Source organism: Lysobacter sp. K5869 (assembly GCF_018847975.1).
In the GTDB taxonomy this organism is placed as follows: domain Bacteria; phylum Pseudomonadota; class Gammaproteobacteria; order Xanthomonadales; family Xanthomonadaceae; genus Lysobacter.
This window is the reverse complement of the sequence record NZ_CP072597.1, coordinates 257,281-281,094: the sequence shown is the minus strand read 5'-3', so window position 1 is coordinate 281,094 and position 23,814 is coordinate 257,281. Positions and strand designations below refer to the sequence as shown.

At 70.1% G+C, this 23,814-nt stretch carries 13 protein-coding genes; 10 read left to right on the top strand and 3 right to left on the bottom strand.

Features of this window, described 5'->3' with window-relative positions; genetic code table 11:
• Positions 1-111 precede the first annotated feature (111 nt).
• The 9 genes from J5226_RS01155 to J5226_RS01115 all read left to right on the top strand — a co-directional run bounded on the left by J5226_RS01155 (position 112) and on the right by J5226_RS01115 (position 9,837).
• Positions 112-1,026: a hypothetical protein gene (locus tag J5226_RS01155; RefSeq protein ID WP_215838025.1), complete on the top strand. Its 915-nt coding sequence runs from the start codon at positions 112-114 to the stop codon at positions 1,024-1,026.
• A 167-nt stretch (positions 1,027-1,193) separates the two neighbouring features.
• On the top strand, positions 1,194-2,063 hold the full coding sequence (locus tag J5226_RS01150) for a hypothetical protein (protein WP_215838024.1): 870 nt from the start codon (positions 1,194-1,196) through the stop codon (positions 2,061-2,063).
• Between the two features lie 13 nt (positions 2,064-2,076).
• Positions 2,077-3,045 (top strand): hypothetical protein, encoded by a 969-nt coding sequence (locus J5226_RS01145; protein ID WP_215838023.1) that lies wholly within the window; start codon positions 2,077-2,079, stop codon positions 3,043-3,045.
• A 284-nt stretch (positions 3,046-3,329) separates the two neighbouring features.
• Positions 3,330-3,797, top strand: a complete 468-nt coding sequence (locus J5226_RS01140) for a roadblock/LC7 domain-containing protein (RefSeq protein WP_215838022.1) — start codon at positions 3,330-3,332, stop codon at positions 3,795-3,797.
• Between the two features lie 91 nt (positions 3,798-3,888).
• Positions 3,889-4,248: a roadblock/LC7 domain-containing protein gene (locus J5226_RS01135; protein ID WP_215838021.1), complete on the top strand. Its 360-nt coding sequence runs from the start codon at positions 3,889-3,891 to the stop codon at positions 4,246-4,248.
• 149 nt (positions 4,249-4,397) lie between these two features.
• Positions 4,398-5,372, top strand: coding sequence for a hypothetical protein (locus tag J5226_RS01130; protein WP_215838020.1), 975 nt, complete (start codon positions 4,398-4,400; stop codon positions 5,370-5,372).
• Complete coding sequence (locus J5226_RS01125; protein ID WP_215838019.1) at positions 5,369-5,917, top strand: ATP/GTP-binding protein; 549 nt, start codon at positions 5,369-5,371, stop codon at positions 5,915-5,917. Before J5226_RS01130 ends, J5226_RS01125 begins: the two co-directional genes overlap by 4 nt.
• A 218-nt stretch (positions 5,918-6,135) precedes the next feature.
• Positions 6,136-7,746, top strand: coding sequence for a hypothetical protein (locus J5226_RS01120; protein WP_215838018.1), 1,611 nt, complete (start codon positions 6,136-6,138; stop codon positions 7,744-7,746).
• A gap of 438 nt (positions 7,747-8,184) precedes the next feature.
• Complete coding sequence (locus tag J5226_RS01115; RefSeq protein WP_215838017.1) at positions 8,185-9,837, top strand: hypothetical protein; 1,653 nt, start codon at positions 8,185-8,187, stop codon at positions 9,835-9,837.
• 39 nt (positions 9,838-9,876) lie between these two features.
• Here the strand turns inward: J5226_RS01115 and J5226_RS01110 are convergent, their stop codons facing one another.
• The 3 genes from J5226_RS01110 to J5226_RS01100 are packed head-to-tail and all read right to left on the bottom strand — an operon-like array spanning position 9,877 to position 11,635.
• The gene (locus J5226_RS01110) at positions 9,877-10,203 is read right to left on the bottom strand and encodes a hypothetical protein (protein WP_215838016.1); all 327 of its coding nucleotides are present in this window, start codon (positions 10,201-10,203) and stop codon (positions 9,877-9,879) included.
• Between the two features lie 57 nt (positions 10,204-10,260).
• Positions 10,261-11,181, bottom strand: a complete 921-nt coding sequence (locus J5226_RS01105; protein ID WP_215838015.1) for an NAD(P)/FAD-dependent oxidoreductase — start codon at positions 11,179-11,181, stop codon at positions 10,261-10,263.
• On the bottom strand, positions 11,171-11,635 hold the full coding sequence (locus J5226_RS01100; protein WP_215838014.1) for an Rrf2 family transcriptional regulator: 465 nt from the start codon (positions 11,633-11,635) through the stop codon (positions 11,171-11,173). The genes J5226_RS01105 and J5226_RS01100 overlap by 11 nt, the downstream gene beginning before the upstream one ends.
• A 518-nt stretch (positions 11,636-12,153) precedes the next feature.
• Between J5226_RS01100 and J5226_RS01095 the strand changes: the two genes are divergently transcribed.
• Positions 12,154-23,811 carry an OmpA family protein gene (locus J5226_RS01095; RefSeq protein ID WP_215838013.1) on the top strand — a complete coding sequence of 3,886 codons (11,658 nt, stop codon included), beginning with the start codon at positions 12,154-12,156 and terminating at the stop codon, positions 23,809-23,811.
• Positions 23,812-23,814 lie beyond the last annotated feature (3 nt).

Genomic DNA, 23,814 nt, shown 5'->3' with positions numbered 1-23,814 from the left:
CGGCGTGTGCCGAGACGGACTTCGGCGCGGGGGAGGAGTCTTTCCTCCCCTTTTTGTCCCGCATCCGCGCGCGGCGCGCCGGCGCGACCACACTCCAGGAGGACTCTAGCAATGCGCAAGACTTCGCTTTGCACGGCCGCGCTGACCGCGGCGCTGACGCTCGCCAGCGCGTCGGCCGCCCACGCCGGCACGCCGTCGGGCCCGTATGCGTTGTTCAAGTACTGCCCGTACACCGATCCGATGGTCGGCAGCTGCGTGGTCAACACCACCACTTCCGGCACGCTGAAGATCGGCAGCACCACCATGCCGATCGACAAGCCGATCGTGATGCAGGGCGGCATCGAGAACATCGGCCCGTCGCCGTTCTACGCCGCGGTCGGCGCGCCGACGCTGCAGGCGCCGCCGGCCAAGGTGCCGGGCGGACTGCTCGGCATCGTCAACCCCGCGCCGGATTGGCCGGGCCCGCTGTGGACCGCGTTCTGGGCGATCATCGCCGCCGTCAACGACGTCAGCGCCACGATCGAACCGGTGCAGCCGGTGCAGACCAACTTCGGCAACGCGCTGTTCCCGCCCACCGACGGCAGCGACCCGACCGTCGCCCGCCTGGCCGTGCGCGTGCACCTGCAGAACCCGTTCCTGGGCGGCGGCTGCTACATCGGCTCGGCGCAGGACCCCATCGTGCTCAAGCTGCAGACCGGCACCACCGCGCCGCCGCCGCCGAACCAGCCGATTTCCGGCAACCCCGGCACCGCCTACACGGTGTGGACCGACGAGCCGAACTTCATCGGCTACCTGCAAGTGGACGGCAACACCCTGGTCGACAATTCCTTCGCCGTGCCCAAGGCGCGCGGCTGCGGCAATATCGCGCTGGGGTTGCCGATCATCACCCAGGTGCTCGACGCGCTGGTCTCCGGCGCGGTCAACCTCAAGGTCGGCTTGCCGGCGGCCGCCGGCACCAACACCGCGATCATGACCGGCAAGTCCTCGATCGCGGCCGCGCAATACGTCCTGGACAGCGAGCGATAAGCACCATTGGCGACGACACAGCGAACCGGACCGGTTGCGGATGAGGGGCGGGACGCATGATCCGCTCCGCATCCGTCCCGCTCAAACCCGTCCGGGCCGCGGCGGCCATTGCCCTCGCCTTGGCCGCCATCGTCGCCGTGTACCTCATCGGACGCCATCAAGGACGAATGACGGCCGCTGAGGAAGCGCAGGGTCCGGTCGCCGCCGAAGGACGGGCGGCGACCGCCACCCTTGCGCCGGCCGCGCGCGCCGGCGGCGCGCTGCCGCCGGCGAACGCGCCGTTGAAAGCGAACTTCGCCGCGCTGCAGGCGCGCGCCGACGCCGGCGATCTCGCCGCCGCCACCCGGCTGTACCGCGACCTCGACCGATGCCGCGGCTTCGCCCGGCGCGAGCGCGAGGTGCGCCGCTATTCCGACGAACTGATCGCCGCGCGCGCCGACACGACCGACGCGCGCCAACGCGACAGCCTGCGCGCCGGCCTGGAAGCGGCCGAGGGCAACGAACGCTCGCTCGACGCGCTGCGCGCGCAATGCGCGGGCCTGGACGACTCCCAACTCGGCGCGCTGGCGCCGAATCTGCAAAAAGCCGCGCTGCTCGGCGAGCCGTACGCGCGCGCCTGCTACCTCGCGCGCGGCCCGGGCGTCGATGCGGCCGGGTTGCTCGATCACCCCGAACGCCTGAGCGCATACCGCGGCAACGCCCGCGCGATGATCGAACGCGGCATCGCCGACGGCGACTGGCGCGTGCTCGACCAACTGCGCGGCGCCTACGAGCCCGGCGCCGACAGCCTGCTCGCCGCCGCCGTTGGCAAGGATCCTTCGCAACGCTACCGTTACCTCAAGCTGTTCCGGCTCGGCGCGCCGCCGCGGCCGGGCGTCGGCGACGAGGATCTCGCGATGGCCGCGGCCCCGCTCAGTCCGTCCCAACTCGCCGACGCCGACGCGTGGGCGACGCGGACCTTCAACCAAAACTTCCACGGCCGCGCGCTCGACGCCGACGGGCCGCTGTGGGATCCGTGCGTGTTTCCCTCGCCATGACCCGGACGGACGCATGAAGCGCGGGGTCTCGATCGCCGCGGGCCTGATCGTGGTAGCGGCGGCCATCGTCGGCGCCTACTTCGCCGGCCGCGCCGGCGCCGATTCGGCGCGGCGCGAATTGCGCATCCAGGCCGTGGCCGAAAACGCCGGCGCCGCGCAAGCCGACACCGCCTCCGCCATCGCCTTGCCCGCGCCGACCAAGGGCGCCGCGCTGCCGGCGCCGGGCACGCCGCTGAAGGACAACTTCGCCCGCCTGCAAGCCAACGCCAACGCCGGCGACGCCGCCGCCGCGACCCGGCTGGTGCGCGACCTGGACCGCTGCAACCGCTTGCGCAGCACCCAATGGCGTAACGCCGGCGCCACCGACGCGCTGACCCGCCGCTCCACCGACGGCATGAACGCCGCGCAGCTGCGCACCTACCAAGCGCTGCTGGAAGCGATGGAACTGCGCCAGCAGCGCGCCCAGCAAGAACAGGCGATGTGCGACGGCGTGGACGAGCGCATGCTCGGCAGTCTGGTGCCGAACATCGCCCAGGCGGCCAAGCTCGGCGACGAGCAGGCGCGCGCCTGCTATCTCGAACGCGGCCCGCTGTACGACGCGCGCGGCCTGATCCGCCAGCCCGACGCGCTGCGCGGCTATCGCGCGACGGCGACGAAACTGGTCGAAGCCGGGCTCGCGGCCGGCGATTGGCGCGTGGTCGATCTGCTGCAGCAGGCGTACGAGCCCGGTTCGCAGAGTCTGCTCGGCGGCTTGCTCGGCGCCGATCCGGTGCAGCATTACCGTTACCTCAAGCTCTACCGGCTCGGCGCCGAAGCCCATCGCGCCGACCAACTCGACCGGCAACTGGCCGCGGTCGCCGCCGGGCTCAGCCCGGCCCAACTCGCCCAAGCCGACGCCTGGGCGCAGAACACGCTCGATACCGGCTTCAAGGGCCGCTCCACCGACGGCACGCCGCCGGGGTGGGAGGCCTGCGACTTCTGATCCGGGCCCGGCCGCGGCCCGCGTCGATCCGTGTTTTTCCGCGCGGCGCTTGCGCCGCGGACCGTTCGCCGCCCGCTCGCGGCCTTTGAACTCCAACCGTCCCGCCTCGCGATCCGCTCCGGCCGCGGAGCCGCCGCCGTGTCCGCCCACGCGGCAATACCTGTAAAAACTGCAACAAACATCACACAAAAAAACAGATATAGTGTGACGCAAGTCAGATTTATTGGCCGGTCCCGACGCCGAAGCGCGTTAGGAAGCGCCGGCGAGCCTGGGAGCGGAATCGCATGCAGCGGACCACCATCGACATGTTGCTGGGACGGCTGGAGCCGGCGCAGCACGGCGAAGGCGCCACGCCGGCCCTGTTGGCCGCGGAACTGGAGCGTTGTTGGCAGCGGGTGCCGGGGATGCGCGCGCTGTGCGTGTCCACCGCCGACGGCCGCGCCCTGGCCGAGCGCATCGACGGCGGCGCCGACGCCCGCCGGATCGCGGCGATGGCCAATTCCTTCCTCACCCTCGGCGAGACCCTGGCCGGCGAGATCGAACTCAGCCAGGCCGACTACGCCACCGTCTGCACCGCGCGCGGCAATCTGGTGCTGTTCCGCGTCCACGCCGCCAAGCCGCTGACCCTGCTGGCGATGGCCGGCCCCGACACGGTCCTGGCCGCGCTGTTGGTGGCCGCGCGCGATTGCGCCGCGCGCCTGGGCGCCGCGCTCGCCGCGCCCGCCGCCGCACTCGCACCCGCCGAATCCTAGCCGCGCCGCGCGCGTCCGCTTCGCCGCGATGGCGGCGGCGTCGGCGCGCGGCCGTCTTCCTCGCCGTACCCATCCGCAAACGGAGCTAGACATGTCGAAGTTGCAATTGGACGAACTCAATAATCTCGCCGGCTTCGTCGGCGCCGCCCTGGTCGACAGCGACAGCGGCATGGCGCTGGCCATGGTCGGCGGCGGCGGCCTGGATCTGGAAGTGGCCGCGGCCGGCAACTCCGAAGTGGTCCGCTCCAAGCGCCGCGTCGCCCAGCAACTCGGCCTCAACGACACCATCGAAGACATCCTGATCAGCCTGGGCAAGCAGTACCACCTGATCCGCCCGCTGGAGAGCAACCCGGCGCTGTTCCTGTACGTGGTGCTCGACCGCGCCCGCGCCAATCTGGCGATGGCCCGCCACGAGCTCAAGTCGTTCGAGAAGACGCTCGACTTCAAGTGATCGGCTCGCGCCGATCGGTTTCGATCGACTGGACGGTTCCGGCCGATCCGACCGCATCGAGCGGGCGCGCTGCCAACGCGCGCCCGCCGGCGACCCGGCAATGCGCCGCCGCGCCCCGCGCGCGGCCGCGCCGCGGCCAGGAGGCAGGGGTGGCATCGAAGCAGCGTTATGTGGTCGCCAGCGTCGACCTCGACAAGTCCCGCGACGCGCGCTTGCACGCCGCGCGCGATCTGCTTTCCGGCGAACGCATCGAGGTGGAACTGCGGCGCTGGGACGGGCGTCCGGCGCAGGTGCTGGTGGTCGGCACCGAAACCAGCGCCAGCCGCATGGCCGTGGACACGGCCCTGCGCAGCGGCGTGCCGGTGGTGCGCATCGGCCGGCTGCCGTGGGATCCCGACAGCGTGCGCTCGCTCGATCTGTACGCCGAAGCCGACGAACTGTCGGCGTGCCTGCGCGAACGCATCCGCGCCGCCGAGCCGCCGGCGGAACCCACCGCGTCCGCCGCGCCCGACATCGACCTCGCCAGCGCGCCGTTCCTGCGGCAACTGCTGGCGGCGTCGGAAAGCGGCGCCTGCCTGCTCGAACGCGGCCTGTTCCGGCTGGCGATCGATCCGGCCGGCGCGCGCCTGCACATGCTGCGGCGCATGCCGTACCCGGACCTGATCGCCGAGGCGCTGGCGCCGAACTGGTTCGTCACGCCCCTCACCCCGCGCCGCTATGCCGAAGAATTCGAGCAGGACGTGACCGCAAGCTATCCCTTGGAATCGGTGCTGTGGGACATCGCGCTCGCGCACGACGCGCCGATCGCCGACGTCGCGCCCGACCGCGCCGTGCGCCTGCGCGCATGGCCGCTGCTGTCGGCCAACGCGCTGCCGGCGCATTGGCTGCTGCCGCTGAGCTGCCTGCTCGAACGCGCCTGGGCGCTGCCGCAGTTGGCGCAAGCGACCGCGACCCCGGCGCTGGAACTCGAACGCTTGTACGCCGCGGTGCTCGCCAGCGGTCTGGCCGACGGCGCCGACATCGCCGCCGCGCCGTCGCCGCGGCGCGCGCCCGACGCGCAAGCGCCCGGCCTGCTGCGCCGGCTGGCGCGGCGTTTCGGCCTCAACCTGGGGCGCGGGCCATGAGCGAGCTGATCAAACTGGCCTTCGTCGGCGACATGGGCGCGGGCAAGACCACCGCCATCCGCGCGATCTCCGACCGCGAGCCGATCAGCACCGAAATGCCGATCAGCCACGGCGCGCTCGGCGACAAGACCCACACCACGGTGGCGATGGACTACAGCAGCATCGAACTCGACGACGGCGAGTTGCTGCACGTCTACGGCGTGCCCGGCCAGCGCTATCTCGATTTCATGTGGCCGCTGGTGTGCGAAGGCGCGGTCGGCATCGTGGTGCTGATCGCCGCCGACAGCGCCGACATGGTCGGTCAGGCCGACGCGATGCTGCGCGAGTTCGGCCGCATCGCGCCCGACGCCGCGTTCGCGGTCGGCGTGACCCGCGCCGACCTCAGCGACGACTTCGCCCTGCTCGAATTCCGCGACGCGATGAGCCGCCGCGGTCACCGCCTGCCGATGGCGCGGCTGGATGCGCGCGATGCGGCGCAGGTGGAAACGCTGATTCGGATGCTGCTGTCGTACCGCTACGCCGAATCGCGCATCAACGCGGCCTAGCGGGTCGGCGCGACGCGCGTCGCGGGCGGCGCGTCGCGCGCCCGCGGCCGCCGCGACGTGCGCTGCGTCCGGATCGCCGCTTCGGAGCGCGCGCGAACTGCTTCCGCCGCCCCGCTTTCGCTCGCGCGCCGATGCTAGGGTGCCGCGTGCCGGACCGGCGTCGTCGCTCGCGGTCCGGAACAGGGGGCAAGGCGAGCGTCGCTACAGGATGCAAGCGAATGAGCCTCCATTTCCGCCATCGCGCCGCGCTCGCCTGCGCGGCGGCGTTGGCGCTCGCCGGCTTCGCCGCGCAAGCGCAGACCACGGCGCCGGAAGGCGCGCTCGACCGCGGCTTCGGCGTCGACGGCGTGTTCCTCGACGACAGCTTCGACTACGCCAAGCCCACCGCGCTGACGGTGCAACGCGACGGCAAGATCCTCATGAGCGCGATGGCCGGCGGCGGCCCGCCGAACAGCAACTGCCGGGTGTGGCGGCTGCTGCGCGACGGCGCGCCCGATCCGGACTTCGGCGCCGGCGCGCCGGTCTGGATCGGCGATCCGCGCGGCTTCGTCGCCTGCCAGACATTGGCGGTGCGCGCCGACGGCAAGATCGTCGTCACCGGCTACGGCACCGGCTCGTTCACCGCGGTGCGGCTGCGGCCCGACGGCACGCCCGATCCGGGCTTCGGCGACGGCGGCACCGTCCGCGCCGACTTCGCCGAACTGGGCCATGCCCAGTCGCACGCTTGGGACGCGGCCCTGCAGGACGACGGCAAGCTCGTCATGGTCGGCGACGCGGTGGATTACCGCACCACGCCCGCGCGCACGCGCTTCGCGATCCTGCGCCTGGGCGAGGACGGCCGGCTCGATCCCGGCTTCGGCGACCGCGGCCGGGTGCTGACCGATTTCCAGGGCGTGTCGTCTTCGTACAACGCCTCCGCCTTGAGCGTGGCGATCCAGGGCGACGGACGCATCGTCGTCGTCGGGGTCCTGCGCGGCGTCGGCGCCGCCACCGCGCTGGCGCGCTACCTGCCCGACGGCCGCCCGGACCCGAGCTTCGGAGAGGGCGGCCGCTACGCGTCCTACAGCGAGGCGCTCAGGCCCGGCGGCAACATGATCGCGGTGCAGGCCGACGGCGGCCTGCTGGTGAGGAGCGGCACCAGCGATCACCAATACCAGACCGTGGTGCGCCATTTCGCCGACGGCCGCATCGATCCCTCGTTCCGGCTCCAGCGCGATATGTACATCATCGACGCGCTGAAGCAGCAGGCCGACGGCCGCATCCTGGTGGTCGGCAGCAGCGACCACACCGGGCCGCGCCGGCCCGAGCTGATCCGCCTCAATCACGACGGCACGCGCGACGCCGGCTTCGTTCGCGAAGACTTCGGCTTCGTCGACGGCGCGGATTTCTACCAGGGCGTGGCGCTGCAGGCCGACGGCAGCATCGTGCTGATGGCTGAATCGCTGCGCCGCAACGGCGGCGGCCGCGGCACGCTCGGGGCGGCGCGGTTGCGCGCGAAGACGTACTGCATCGCCGATGCGTTCGATCCGCGGCGCTACCTGGGTTTCAGCCGCGACGGCTGGTTCGCCGCGGCGGGACGCGACCGCGACGGCGCCGCGGTCGGCGCGATCGGGCGCGGACGCGTGAGCGATGTCGCGGCGGCGCGTCTGCACCTGCTGCGCGTCCGCGGCGCCGGCGGCGTCGATGTCGATGCAGCGGTGTTCGACGCCGAGGCCGGACTCGGCTGGGGCCTGGGCCGCGTGCGCGCGAGCGCGCCGGGCGATGCGCGCTTCGCGATCCTGGATCCGCGCCTGGACGACTCGGCCTGCGGCGCGGGCGACGCGCGCTGAGGCGCGCGCCTGCGCGGACGGCCGCGCGGCTCGCTGTGCCCGGGCGCCCTGCGCGCAGCGCGGTCGTGGCGGCATCGCGCTTGCCTCCGCGTGCGACGCGATCGCAGGCGGCGACGCGAGCGGCGATCCGCGCGGCGAAACCCGGCGCCGAATCGGCCAGCGACATCGGCAGGTGAAGTCAGGGGCGGTGGACACGTGCGGGTGAAGCCGGCCGCGGATGTAGGCGAGCGCAGTCGGCCGATGGCATCGGCCAGCGGAATCAGCCCAACGTAACCAACCGCGGAAGAATTTGGCCCCGCTCGCCGCGCCGCGCAAAGTGCTTCCGCGTGCGCGCTTTGCGCGAGCGCGGCGATGTTAGGGTGCGCGCGTGCCGGATCGACCACGTCGCTCGGATCCGGGGCAGGGGGCAGCGAGCGTCGCCGCACGGTGCATGGCCGCATGAGCTTCCCCCGTTCCGTTTGCGTTGCGCTGGCGTGCGCAACGGCGTTTTCGTCCGCCGCTGTTCCGCAGCCGTCGCTCGCGCGCGATGCGCTCGCGCAAGTCTCGCCCGCGCGCGCCGCGCAAGCGCGCGCCGTCGCGCCGGAAGGCGCGCTCGACCGGGATTTCGGCAGCGGCGGCTGGTTCCTGGCGCAGACGCCCGACCCCTATTTCGATCCCGCCGGCATCGTCGTGCAGCGCGACGGCAAGATCCTCGCGCTGGGCACCTCCGGCCGCTACGGTTCGCCCGAACCGAGTTGCCGGCTGATCCGGCTGCTGCCCGATGGCGCGCTCGATCCGGCGTTCGGCGACAACGGCTCGGTCCGCACCGGCGATCCGGCCGGCTACACCGCATGCCGCTCGCTCGCGCTTCGCGCCGACGGCCGCATCGTGGTCGCAGGCCGCAGCGGCAAGGGGTTCGTGGTGTTGCGCCTGCGCGCCGACGGCTCGGCGGATCCCGCGTTCGGCGACGGCGGCGCGACCCGCACCGAGTTCGAGGACCTCGGCTTTCCCGAGGCCGAGCCTTTCGATCTGGCGGTGCAGGACGATGGCCGCATCGTGCTGGCCGGACGTGCCGTGGACCCGCGCGAATGGCCGATGCGCACGCGCTTCGCCGTGGCCCGCTACGGCGAGGACGGCCGCCTGGATCCGGGTTTCGGCGACGGCGGTCGTGTGCTGACTTCGTTCGCCGACTATTCGCGCTTCGACGCCGAAGCCCAGACCCTGGCGATCCAGGCCGACGGCCGCATCGTCGTCGCCGGCGGCCTGGGCGGCGCGTATGCCACCGCGATGGCGCGTTATCTGCCGGACGGGCGGTTGGATCCGAGCTTCGGCGAAGCCGGCCGGCTGGCCTCCTACGGCGAGGGCCTCGACCGCGGCGGCCGCGAGTTGACCGTGCAGGCCGACGGTCGCCTGCTGATGATGCGGGGCCTGCTCGGCAATGAGGGCTACACCACCGTGGTGCGGCACCTGTCCGACGGCCGCCTCGATCCTTCGTTCCAGCGCACCCGCTTCCCCGGCCTGATCACCGCGCTGCGCGTGCAAGCCGACGGCCGCATCCTGGCGGCGGGACTCAGCGGCGATCCCAACCGGCCGCAGGGCGAGGTGATCCGCATCGGCCACGACGGCCGCCGCGACGAGAGCTTTGCGATGGAGCCGTTCCGCATCGGCGCCTGGACCGATTTCTTCGACGGCCTGGCCTTGCAGCCCGGCGGCAAGATCCTGGTGCTGGCCACGGCCTATGCGGACGAGCGCCGCGGCCAGCCGGCGGTGGCGCGGTTGCGCGCGCGCACCCACTGCATCGCCGATGCTTTCGATCCCGGCCGCTACCTGGGTTTCAGCGACGAGGGCTGGTTCGCCGCCGCCGCCGGCCGCGGCCGCGACGGCCGGCCGTTCGGCGCGCTCGGCCGCGGCCGCACGAATTCGCTGCCGTTCGCGCAGTTGCGCCTGTTCGAAGCGCGCGACGGCGAAGGCGCGAGCGCGCAGGCGGCGGTGTTCGGGGTCGAGCCCGGCCGCGGCTGGGGCCTGGGTCGGGTGCGCGCGAGCGCGCCGGACGCTGCGCAGTTCGCGATCCTCGACCCGCGCCTGGACGATTCGGCCTGCGGCGGCGCTTGAAGCGCGACGACGACGCGGTGCGCCGTCGAGCGCGTCCGGTCAAGCCGCGTGTCGCGGCGCCGCCGTCCAGTCCACGGCGAGTTCGGCCCGCACCGACTCGCCCTGGCCGCTGAGCCAGCGCGCGACCCAGCCCGCCGCCGCCGCGTCGGTGCGGAACGGCCGGCTGATGTGGTCCTTGACCCCGAGGTGGCGGCGGATCGTGGCGATCGCGCCGTGCCCCTCGCGCGCCGGCGTGACCGTGGCGAGCCACGCCTCGCAGTCCTCGTCGGGCACCGCGACCAGATGCGCGGGGAAGATCGAACCGGCGAAAGGCGCCTCCCAGTGGAACCCGGGCGGCAGTTCGTGCAGCGGCGATTGAGTGTCCATGGCGCGGACGCTAGAACGGCCGCGTCTCGCGAACTAAGACGACGCGGCGGACGCCGTTCACGCCGCCAGCGGCGCGAACACCAGCGATTGGTGCGCGGACGCGCCCGCGGCGACGCCGTCGGCGGCGGCCCAGGTGGCGTTGTGCATCGGCCGCGCGATGTCGCCGGCGGCGTACACGCCGGGCACCGTGGTTTGGCGGGTGTCGTCGACGCGGATCACCGGGCCGAGCGGGCCTTCGTCGATGGCGCAGCCGAGTCGTTCGGCCAGCGGGCTGTTGAAGCGCACGCGGCTGGCGACGAACAGCGCGTCGACGGCGGCGTCGCGGCCGTCGTTCAAGCGCAGCGCGGACAAGGTTTGTTCGTCGCCGAGCAATTCGGCGACCGGCGCCGCTTCGACGGCCACGCCGCGTTGCGCCAGGCGCGCCGCGGTGTCCGCATCCGGCATCGGCGCGCCGTTGAGGAACAGCGTGGTCGGCCCCCAATCGGCGATCAGCATCGCCTGATGCGCGGACACGCTGGCCGAATGCAGCACGCCCAGGCGCCGGCCGGCGAATTCGTAGCCATGGCAGTACGGACAATGCAGCACGCTCTGGCCCCAACGTTCGGCCAGACCGGGCAGCGTCGGCAGCGCGTCGTTGACGCCGAACGCCAGCACCAGTTTGCGCGCGGCGAACGCGTCGCCGTCGCGGGTGAGGATCTCGAACCCGCCGTCGATCGCACGCGCTTGGCTCGCTTCGGCGGCGATCAACCGCGCCGAGGGATAGCGCCGCAACTGTGCCTGCGCGGCGGCGTTCAAGGCGCGCGGATCGCTGCCGTCGCGGCTGAAGAAGCCGTGCGCGGCGTCGGCGAAGCGGTTGCGCGGGCGGCCGGCGTCGAGCACGCGCACCGAGCGGCGCGCGCGGGCCAACTGCAACGCGGCGGATACGCCGGCGAAGCTGCCGCCGATCACCACGGCGTCGAGCCAATGCTCATCGTTCATGCGCGTGCTCCAGATCGATGCTGTGCCCGGCCGCGACCATGCCGGCGTGGAAATCGGCGCTGAGCGAGGCCAGGGTGACCGAGGCGAAGCGCTGCAGCAGCAGCGTCTGCGCCGCGTCGAAGGCGCCGTCGAGCGCGTGGTTCACCGCTTTCTCGACCAGACAATGCGGGTTCGCGCTGCGGTGGCCGAGCGCGAACAGGCCCGGCGCGCCGATCGCGCGATAGATGTCGAGCAGGGTGATCGCCTCGAGCGGCCGGGCGATGCTCCAGCCGCCGCCGTGGCCTTTCTCCGAGCGCACCAGCCCGGCCTCGCGCAGGCCGGCCATGGTCCGCCGCACCACCACCGGATTGGTGTTCATCGCCCGCGCGAGCACTTCGGAGGTGATCGGATGCGGCGATTCGGCCATGTGCAGCAGGACATGGAGGACGCCGGAGAGGGTGCCGTTCGATTTCATGAAACTAATATTGTTACGTGAAAAGCGCCGTGTCAAACGGCCGTGACCGGCGAGCGAGGCGCATCCCGATCCGAGTTGGGTGCTGATGGCGAATACACCGGCTGCCGACAGTGACGCAGAAGCCGGTCGCGCGGTGCCGGGCAAGCAACGTACCGACATCGATCGTGGCTGGAGCCGGCTCCGCCGCTTCGTCCCGGCGCATCCGTGGTCAGGTGCCGAAGCCGCGCGCCCGGGCATCTCCGCAGCGTGTTTCCGCAGTCCTTTCGCCATCGAAGCGGCGTGGGACGACGGGCCCAGGCCGATCCGATTACCGCGCCGATAGGTCGTTTCCGTGTCGGTACGCCTTACCGATCAGGCGCTTGAACCCAGCTCCGTACCTCGCCGCGTGACCGGCTTCGCTTTCTGTGTCCGCGTCCGGTGCCCGGTAGCGATGGAGGGAAATGGTGAATCAGGGGACGTCCTCCGTGTTGGGATCCATTTTCAAGCAGGCGAGTGCGGCTGGCCGCAACGTGAGTAGGGTGTTCCTGCTCGTATCGTTGTTGCTGGGCGGCGGAAATGCCCTGGCGCAGAGCGCGATCAACCGCGCCAGCGTCGCCCCACCGACGGGAATCACCAACACCGGCGCCGGCTGTACGGCGGCGGGTAGCGCCTTCGACAGTGCAGCCGGTACTTGCACGGCGACCGATACCGATCCGATCGTTTTCCCCGACATCACCAGCAGCAAGTCGTCCAATCCGGCGACGGGCGCGACGGTGAACCCGGGCGACACGATCACTTACACGCTGTCGACGACCGTTGCGACTGCGGCCTTGACCGAGATCTACACGCTGACCGACACGCTGTCGGGCCGTCAGACCTTTGGTTCGGTGACCAACGCGGGCAGCTACACCTGTTCGGGCACCGGCCCGGTGGTGTGCACGTTGCCGTTGGGGACCTTGCCCGGCACCTACACGTTGACCTACACGACCACGGTCGATGCGAACGCGTCGGGCACGGTGGGCAACAGCGTGGCGGGCGCCGGCGGCGGCGATCCGACGCCGACCTGCACCGATTGTTCGACCACGCACACCGTGGCGTTGCCCGACATCACCAGCAGCAAGTCGTCGAACCCGGCGACGGGCACGACGGTGAACCCGGGCGACACGATCACTTACACCCTGTCGACGACGATCGCCACGGCCGCGCTGACCACCGATTACACGCTGACCGATACCTTGGCGGGTCGTCAGACGTTCGGCTCGGTGACTAATGCCGGCAGCTACACCTGTTCGGGCACTGGCCCGGTGGTGTGCACCTTGCCGAGCGGCACGCTGCCGGGCACCTACACGCTGACCTACACGACCACGGTCGATGCGAACGCGTCGGGCACGGTGGGCAACAGCGTGGCCGGCACCGGCGGTGGCGATCCGACGCCGACCTGCACCGATTGTTCGACCACGCACACCGTGGCGTTGCCGGACATCACCAGCAGCAAGTCGTCGAACCCGGCGACGGGCACGACGGTGAACCCGGGCGACACGATCACCTACACGCTGTCGACCACCGTGGCGACCGCAGCTCTGACGGCTGATTACACCCTGACCGACACGCTGTCGGGCCGTCAGACCTTTGGTTCGGTAACGAATGCGGGCAGCTACACCTGTTCGGGCACCGGCCCGGTGGTGTGCACGTTGCCGTTGGGGACCTTGCCCGGCACCTACACGCTGACCTACACCACGACGGTCGATGCGAACGCATCGGGCACGGTGGGCAACAGCGTGGCCGGCATCGGCGGCGGCGATCCGACGCCGACCTGCACGGATTGCACCACGACCCACACCGTGGCGTTGCCGGACATCACCAGCAGCAAGTCGTCCAACCCGGCGACCGGCACGACGGTGAATCCGGGCGACACGATCACTTACACGCTGTCGACGACGGTTGCGACCGCAGCTCTGACGGCTGATTACACCCTGACCGATACCTTGGCGGGGCGTCAGACGTTCGGCTCGGTGACCAATGCCGGCAGCTACACCTGTTCGGGCACCGGTCCGGTGGTGTGCACGCTGCCGAGCGGCACCTTGCCGGGTACGTACACGCTGACTTACACGACCACGGTCGACGCGAACGCGTCGGGCACGGTCGGTAACAGCGTGGCCGGCACCGGCGGTGGCGATCCGACGCCGACCTGCACCGACTGCACCACGACCCACACTGTGGCGCTGCCCGACATCACCAGCAGCAAGTCGTCGAACCCGGCGACCGGCGCGACGGTGAACCCGGGCGACACGATCACTTACACCCTGTCGACGACGGTCGCCACGGCCGCGCTGACCGAGCTCTACACGCTGACGGACACCTTGTCGGGCCGTCAGACCTTTGGTTCGGTGACCAATGCCGGCAGCTACACCTGTTCGGGCACCGGCCCGGTGGTGTGCACGCTGCCGGCGGGCACTTTGCCGGGTACGTACACGCTGACCTACACCACGACCGTCAACGCCGATGCGTCCGGCAGCGTGGGCAACAGCGTGACGGGTACCGGCGGCGGCGATCCGACGCCGACCTGCACCGACTGCACCACGACCCACACCGTGGCGTTGCCCGACATCACCAGCAGCAAGTCGTCGAACCCGGCGACCGGCACGACGGTGAATCCGGGCGACACGATCACCTACACGCTGTCGACCACCGTGGCGACCGCGGCCTTGACCGAGGTCTACACGCTGACCGACACGCTGTCGGGCCGCCAGACGTTCGGCTCGGTGACCAATGCCGGCAGCTACACCTGTTCGGGCACCGGTCCGGTGGTGTGCACGCTGCCCAGCGGCACGCTGCCGGGCACCTACACGCTGACCTACACGACCACGGTCGATGCGAACGCGTCGGGCACGGTGGGCAACAGCGTGGCCGGCACCGGTGGCGGCGATCCGACCCCGACCTGCACCGGCTGCACCACGACCCACACTGTGGCGCTGCCCGACATCACCAGCAGCAAGTCGTCGAACCCGGCGACGGGCACGACGGTGAATCCGGGCGACACGATCACTTACACGCTGTCGACGACGATCGCCACGGCCGCGCTGACGGCCGATTACACGCTGACCGACACCCTGTCGGGTCGTCAGACCTTTGGTTCGGTGACCAATGCCGGTAGCTACACCTGTTCGGGCACTGGCCCCGTCGTGTGCACGCTGCCGAGCGGCACGCTGCCCGGCACGTACACGCTGACTTACACGACCACGGTCGATGCGAACGCATCGGGCACGGTGGGCAACAGCGTGGCGGGCGCCGGCGGCGGTGATCCGACCCCGACCTGCACCGACTGCACCACGACCCACACCGTGGCGTTGCCGGACATCACCAGCAGCAAGTCGTCGAACCCGGCGACCGGCGCGACGGTGAATCCGGGCGACACGATCACCTACACGCTGTCGACGACGATCACGACGGCCGCGCTGACGGCCGATTACACCCTGACCGACACGCTGGCGGGTCGTCAGACCTTTGGTTCGGTGACCAATGCCGGTAGCTACACCTGTTCGGGCACTGGCCCCGTCGCGTGCACGCTGCCCAGCGGCACGCTGCCCGGCACGTACACGCTGACCTACACGACGACGGTCGATGCGAACGCATCGGGCACGGTCGGCAACAGCGTGGCCGGCACCGGCGGCGGCGATCCGACCCCGACCTGCACCGATTGTTCGACCACGCATACGGTGTCGCTGCCGGACATCACCAGCAGCAAGTCGTCGAACCCGGCGACCGGCGCGACGGTGAATCCGGGCGACACGATCACCTACACGCTGTCGACCACCGTGGCGACCGCGGCCTTGACCGAGGTCTACACGCTGACCGACACGCTGTCGGGCCGCCAGACGTTCGGCTCGGTGACCAATGCCGGCAGCTACACCTGTTCGGGCACTGGCCCGGTGGTGTGCACGTTGCCGAGCGGCACCTTGCCGGGCACGTACACGCTGACTTACACGACCACGGTCGATGCGAACGCATCGGGCACGGTCGGCAACAGCGTGGCCGGCACCGGCGGCGGCGATCCGACCCCGACCTGCACGGATTGCACCACGACCCACACCGTGGCGTTGCCGGACATCACCAGCAGCAAGTCGTCGAACCCGGCGACGGGCACGACGGTGAACCCGGGCGACACGATCACTTACACGCTGTCGACGACGATCGCCACGGCCGCGCTGACCACCGATTACACGCTGACCGACACCCTGTCGGGTCGTCAGACCTTTGGTTCGGTGACCAACGCCGGCAGCTACACCTGCTCGGGCACTGGCCCGGTGGTGTGCACCTTGCCGAGCGGCACGCTGCCCGGCACCTACACGCTGACCTACACGACCACGGTCGACGCGAACGCATCGGGCACGGTCGGCAACAGTGTGGCCGGCACCGGCGGCGGCGATCCGACCCCGACCTGCACCGACTGCACCACGACCCACACCGTGGCGTTGCCGGACATCACCAGCAGCAAGTCGTCCAACCCGGCGACGGGCACGACGGTGAACCCGGGCGACACGATCACCTACACGCTGTCGACGACGATCACGACGGCCGCGCTGACGGCCGATTACACCCTGACCGACACGCTGGCGGGTCGTCAGACCTTTGGTTCGGTGACCAATGCCGGTAGCTACACCTGTTCGGGCACTGGCCCCGTCGCGTGCACGCTGCCCAGCGGCACGCTGCCCGGCACGTACACGCTGACCTACACGACGACGGTCGATGCGAACGCATCGGGCACGGTCGGTAACAGCGTGGCCGGCACCGGTGGTGGTGATCCGACCCCGACCTGCACGGATTGCACCACGACCCACACCGTGGCGTTGCCCGACATCACCAGCAGCAAGTCGTCCAATCCGGCGACGGGCACGACGGTGAACCCGGGCGACACGATCACCTACACGCTGTCGACGACGGTTGCGACCGCAGCTCTGACGGCCGACTACACCCTTACCGATACCTTGTCGGGTCGTCAGACCTTTGGTTCGGTGACGAATGCGGGCAGCTACACCTGTTCGGGCACTGGCCCCGTCGTGTGCACGCTGCCGAGCGGCACCTTGCCGGGCACGTACACGCTGACCTACACGACCACGGTCGACGTGAACGCGTCGGGCACGGTCGGCAACAGCGTGGCCGGCACCGGCGGCGGCGATCCGACGCCGACCTGCACCGATTGTTCGACCACCCACACCGTGGCGCTGCCGGACATCACCAGCAGCAAGTCGTCCAACCCGGCGACGGGCGCGACGGTGAACCCGGGCGACACGATCACTTACACGCTGTCGACGACGATCACCACGGCGGCGCTGACAGCGGATTACACGCTGACCGACACCTTGTCGGGTCGTCAGACGTTCGGCTCGGTGACCAATGCCGGCAGCTACACCTGTTCGGGCACTGGCCCGGTGGTGTGCACGCTGCCCAGCGGCACGCTGCCCGGCACGTACACGCTGACCTACACGACGACGGTCGACGCGAACGCATCGGGCACGGTGGGCAACAGCGTGGCGGGCACTGGCGGCGGCGATCCGACGCCGACCTGCACCGACTGCACCACGACCCACACTGTGGCGTTGCCGGACATCACCAGCAGCAAGTCGTCCAACCCGGCGACCGGCACGACGGTGAATCCGGGCGACACGATCACTTACACGCTGTCGACGACGGTTGCGACCGCAGCTCTGACGGCCGATTACACGCTGACCGACACCCTGTCGGGTCGTCAGACCTTTGGTTCGGTGACCAATGCCGGTAGCTACACCTGTTCGGGCACTGGCCCGGTGGTGTGCACGCTGCCCAGCGGCACGCTGCCCGGCACGTACACGCTGACCTACACGACCACGGTCGACGCGAACGCATCGGGCACGGTCGGCAACAGCGTGGCGGGCACTGGCGGCGGCGATCCGACGCCGACCTGCACCGACTGCACCACGACCCACACTGTGGCGTTGCCGGACATCACCAGCAGCAAGTCGTCCAACCCGGCGACCGGCGCGACGGTGAATCCGGGCGATACGATCACCTACACACTGTCGACGACCATCACTACGGCGGCGCTGACGGCCGATTACACCCTGACCGATACCTTGGCGGGTCGTCAGACCTTTGGCTCGGTGACCAATGCCGGTAGCTACACCTGTTCGGGCACTGGCCCCGTCGTGTGCACGCTGCCCAGCGGCACGCTGCCCGGCACGTACACGCTGACCTACACGACCACGGTCGATGCGAACGCATCGGGCACGGTGGGCAACAGCGTGGCCGGCACCGGTGGTGGTGATCCGACCCCGACCTGCACGGATTGCACCACGACCCACACCGTGGCGTTGCCCGACATCACCAGCAGCAAGTCGTCCAATCCGGCGACGGGCACGACGGTGAATCCGGGCGACACGATCACTTACACGCTGTCGACGACGGTTGCGACCGCAGCTCTGACGGCCGATTACACGCTGACCGACACCCTGTCGGGTCGTCAGACCTTTGGTTCGGTGACCAATGCCGGTAGCTACACCTGTTCGGGCACTGGCCCGGTGGTGTGCACGCTGCCCAGCGGCACGCTGCCCGGCACGTACACGCTGACCTACACGACCACGGTCGACGCGAACGCATCGGGCACGGTCGGCAACAGCGTGGCGGGCACTGGCGGCGGCGATCCGACGCCGACCTGCACCGACTGCACCACGACCCACACTGTGGCGTTGCCGGACATCACCAGCAGCAAGTCGTCCAACCCGGCGACCGGCGCGACGGTGAATCCGGGCGATACGATCACCTACACACTGTCGACGACCATCACTACGGCGGCGCTGACGGCCGATTACACCCTGACCGATACCTTGGCGGGTCGTCAGACCTTTGGCTCGGTGACCAATGCCGGTAGCTACACCTGTTCGGGCACTGGCCCCGTCGTGTGCACGCTGCCCAGCGGCACGCTGCCCGGCACGTACACGCTGACCTACACGACCACGGTCGATGCGAACGCATCGGGCACGGTGGGCAACAGCGTGGCCGGCACCGGCGGCGGCGATCCGACCCCGACCTGCACCGATTGTTCGACCACCCACACCGTGGCGCTGCCGGACATCACCAGCAGCAAGTCGTCGAACCCGGCGACCGGCACGACGGTGAACCCGGGCGACACGATCACCTACACGCTGTCGACGACGGTTGCGACCGCGGCCTTGACCGAGGTCTACACGCTGACCGACACCCTGTCGGGTCGTCAGACCTTTGGTTCGGTGACCAACGCCGGCAGCTACACCTGTTCGGGCACCGGCCCGGTGGTGTGCACCTTGCCGAGCGGCACGCTGCCGGGCACGTACACGCTGACCTACACGACCACGGTCGATGCGAACGCGTCGGGTACGGTCGGCAACAGCGTGGCGGGCGCCGGTGGTGGCGATCCGACCCCGACCTGCACCGACTGCACCACGACCCACACCGTGGCGTTGCCCGACATCACCAGCAGCAAGTCGTCCAATCCGGCGACGGGCACGACGGTGAACCCGGGCGACACGATCACCTACACGCTGTCGACCACGATCGCGACGGCCGCGCTGACGGCCGATTACACGCTGACCGACACCCTGTCGGGTCGTCAGACCTTTGGTTCGGTGACCAATGCCGGCAGCTACACCTGTTCGGGCACCGGCCCGGTCGTGTGCACGTTGCCGTTGGGGACCTTGCCCGGCACCTACACGCTGACCTACACGACGACGGTCGATGCGAGCGCGTCGGGCACGGTGGGCAACAGCGTGGCCGGCACCGGCGGCGGCGATCCGACCCCGACCTGCACCGACTGCACCACGACCCACACTGTGGCGTTGCCCGACATCACCAGTAGTAAGTCGTCGAACCCGGCGACCGGCGCGACGGTGAACCCGGGCGACACGATCACTTACACCCTGTCGACGACGGTTGCGACCGCAGCTCTGACGGCCGATTACACCCTGACCGACACGCTGGCGGGCCGTCAGACGTTCGGCTCGGTGACCAATGCGGGCAGCTACACCTGTTCGGGCACTGGCCCCGTCGTGTGCACGCTGCCGAGCGGCACGCTGCCCGGCACCTACACGTTGACCTACACGACCACGGTCGATGCGAACGCATCGGGCACGGTCGGTAATAGCGTGGCCGGCACCGGCGGCGGCGATCCGACCCCGACCTGCACGGATTGTTCGACCACGCACACCGTGGCGTTGCCCGACATCACCAGCAGCAAGTCGTCGAACCCGGCGACGGGCACGACGGTGAATCCGGGCGACACGATCACTTACACGCTGTCGACGACGATCGCCACGGCCGCGCTGACGGCCGATTACACGCTGACCGACACCCTGTCGGGTCGTCAGACCTTTGGTTCGGTGACCAATGCCGGTAGCTACACCTGTTCGGGCACTGGCCCCGTCGTGTGCACGCTGCCGAGCGGCACGCTGCCCGGCACGTACACGCTGACTTACACGACCACGGTCGATGCGAACGCATCGGGCACGGTGGGCAACAGCGTGGCGGGCGCCGGCGGCGGTGATCCGACCCCGACCTGCACCGACTGCACCACGACCCACACCGTGGCGTTGCCGGACATCACCAGCAGCAAGTCGTCGAACCCGGCGACGGGCACGACGGTGAATCCGGGCGACACGATCACCTACACGCTGTCGACGACGATCACGACGGCCGCGCTGACGGCCGATTACACCCTGACCGACACGCTGGCGGGTCGTCAGACCTTTGGTTCGGTGACCAATGCCGGTAGCTACACCTGTTCGGGCACTGGCCCCGTCGCGTGCACGCTGCCCAGCGGCACGCTGCCCGGCACGTACACGCTGACCTACACGACGACGGTCGATGCGAACGCATCGGGCACGGTCGGTAACAGCGTGGCCGGCACCGGTGGTGGTGATCCGACCCCGACCTGCACGGATTGCACCACGACCCACACCGTGGCGTTGCCCGACATCACCAGCAGCAAGTCGTCCAATCCGGCGACGGGCACGACGGTGAACCCGGGCGACACGATCACCTACACGTTGTCGACCACCATCACCACGGCCGCCTTGACCGAGGTCTATACGCTGACCGACACGCTGTCGGGCCAGCAGACGTTCGGCTCGGTGACCAGCGCCGGTAGCTACACCTGTTCGGGCAGCGGTCCGATCGTGTGCACGCTCCCGGCCGGCACCGCACCGGGCACCTACACGCTGACCTACACCACCAAGGTCGACGCGAACGCGTCGGGCACGGTCGGCAACAGCGTGGCGGGCACCGGCGGCGGCGATCCGACCCCGACCTGCACCAGTTGCACGACCGCGCACCCGGTCCAGGGAACCGCCGATCTGCGTTCGGACAAAGCCTTGTCCGCCAATGCCGACGAAGACGGCAGCGGCTCGGTGACCGTCGGCGACACGCTGACCTACACGATCACGGTGACCAACACCGGAAACGTCGCGCTGACCAATCTCAAGGTGACCGACAACAAGATCGCGCCCAACACGACCACCTGCGCCACCGTCGCGCCGGGCCAGACCTGCGTGCTCACGGGCACTTACAAGGTCACCCTGGCCGACGCCAACGCCGGCATCGTGCGCAACGCCGCGATCGTGACGGCGGAGACGCCCTCGGGCGTGCCGTCGCCGTGCACCGCCGGCGCCAGCGATCCCAAGTGCAACCCCAAGCACGAAGTGCCGGTGGTCCAGGCGCCGGGCCTGAAGTCGGTCAAGACGATGGACCGCAACGCCGACGAGGACGGCAACGGCCAAGTCAGCGTGGGCGACACGCTGACCTATTCGATCACGGCGACCAACACCGGCAACGTCACCCTCACCGACGTAGTCGTGACCGACGCCAAGATCGCGCCGAACACCATCACCTGCGCGACCGTGGATCCGGGCCGCACCTGCGTGCTGACCGGCACCTACAAGGTCACCCAGGCCGATGTGGACGCCGCGGGCGTCGTCAACACCGCGACCGTGACCAGCTCCACGCCGAACGTGTGCCCCGCCGGCGCGACCGATGCGGCCTGCAAGCCGACCATCACCGTGCCGATCCAGGCGCATCCGGCCATCGCCATCGTCAAGGTCGCGACGCTGAGCGTCGACAACGCCACTAAGAACGTCGGCAACGTCGACGACGTCATTCGCTACGCGGTGCGCATCACCAACACCGGCAACATCACCCTCAACGACATGAGCACCAACGACGTGCTGCAGAACTACGCGCCGACCCAGCTCAAGTGCGGCGCGACCACACTCGCGCCGGGCGCCAGCGTCGATTGCGAGGCCTACACCCACACCATCACCCGCGCGGAAGCCAACGCCGGCGCGCCGTTGAACAATGTGGTCACGGTCACGGCGAGCTACGGCAGCCTCGGCGGTGGCGGCAGCGGCGGCCAGGCCTCGGGCACGGCGACCGCCACCGGCGTCGCGATCATGCAGGTCGAACCCGAACCGACCACCGACTTGGTGGTCAGCAAGGAAGCGCGTCCGCAGCGGGTCAAGATCGGCGATCTGGTGCGCTACACCGTCACCATCAAGAACGTCGGCGACAACCCCGCCGTGGATGCGACGCTGACCGACACGCCGCCGGCGGGCTTCACCCTGGTGGACGGCAGCGTGCAAGTGGCGGACCGCGACAACCAGGGCCGTTTGGTCGGCACCTACCCGGTGCGCGTGGACGGCATCGACATCGCGGTCGGCCAATCGGCCAGCGTGGTCTACCTGCTGCGCGTCGGCGCCGCGGTGCGGCCGGGCACGCACATCAACAGCGCCTACGCCGAGGACGGCGGCAAGCGGTCGAACATCGCCACCGCCAGCGTCGAACTGGTCTCCGATCCGTTGCTCGACGAATCGCTGCTGATCGGCACCGTATTCGACGACCGCGACGAAGACCGCTGGCAGGATCCGGCCGAACTGACCGACCTGCGCGTGCAGGGCGGCTTCGCCCCGGACGCCTACGTGGCCCACTCGACCACGGTCGATCGCGGCGACGGCGCCAAGCCGGAGCCCGATGCGAGCTCGCCGATGCTGCACGGCATCGTGTTGGGCCGCATCGCCGGCCGTCAGTCGGACGCCGATCCGGTCGCCGCGCACACCGTGACGATCCGCCAGACGCTGCGCGAGCCGAGCTTCACCGACGACTTCGCGTTGACCAACGCGCAGGGCGTCACCGTGCGCATGGATGCGGCCGGCAACACCCGCGTGGAACGCGGCGGCGACGCCGCCAAGGGCCTCACCGGCGCCGACCCGAAGGTCGAGCGGCGGGTGGCGAAGACCGAAGCGGGCTATCAGGTCGATTACATCGTGAGCAATCGCGGCGTGGACGAACGCGGCATCCCGGGCGTGCGTCTGGCCTCGGTGGAAGGCTTGCTGATCGAAACCGACCAGTTCGGCCGCTACCACCTGGAAGGCGTGGCCGGCGGTCCGTGGGAGCGCGGCCGCAACTTCATCCTCAAGCTCGATCCGACCACGGTGCCGCCGGGCAGCAAGCTCACCACGGACAACCCGCTGGTGCGGCGCCTGACGCCGGGCGTGCCGGTGCGCTTCGACTACGGCGTCAAGCTGCCGCCGGGCGACATCCCGGGCGGCAAGGAAGACGTGGAAATGCGCATCGGCGAAGTGTTCTTCGACGCCGGCAGCGCCGTGGTCAAACCCGCCTACCTGCCGGCGGTGGAGAACATGGCCGCCAAGGTGCGCGAGTACGGCGGCGGCGAAGTGGTCATCACCGCCAACGGCGAAAGCGAAGCGTTGGCGATGGATCGCGCTCTGGCGGTGCGCAAGGCGCTGGAGTCGGGGCTGACGCCGGAACTGCTCGCCGCCCTGCAGATCAGCGTGCGCACCGATGCCGAGGATCCCAGCACGATGGTGGTCGGTTTCGCCGAATGGCCCAAGCTCGGCGAAGTGCTGTTCGACACCGACAAGGCGACGATCAAGCCCAAGTACCTGCCGCTGATGGCGAAGATCGCCGCCGCGCTGGAGGAGTTGAAGGGACACCGCGTGGTCATCACCGGCCACACGGACAAGCGCGCGTCGGACGCCTACAACATCGCGCTCGGCATGCGCCGTACGAAGGCGGTCTACGACGCCATCGTCGCCCATGCCTCCCCGGAGGTGCGCAAGACGCTGCGCGTGGATCTAAGCAACGACCCGGACGCCCCCGCCGGCAAGAGCGAGAAATAAGGG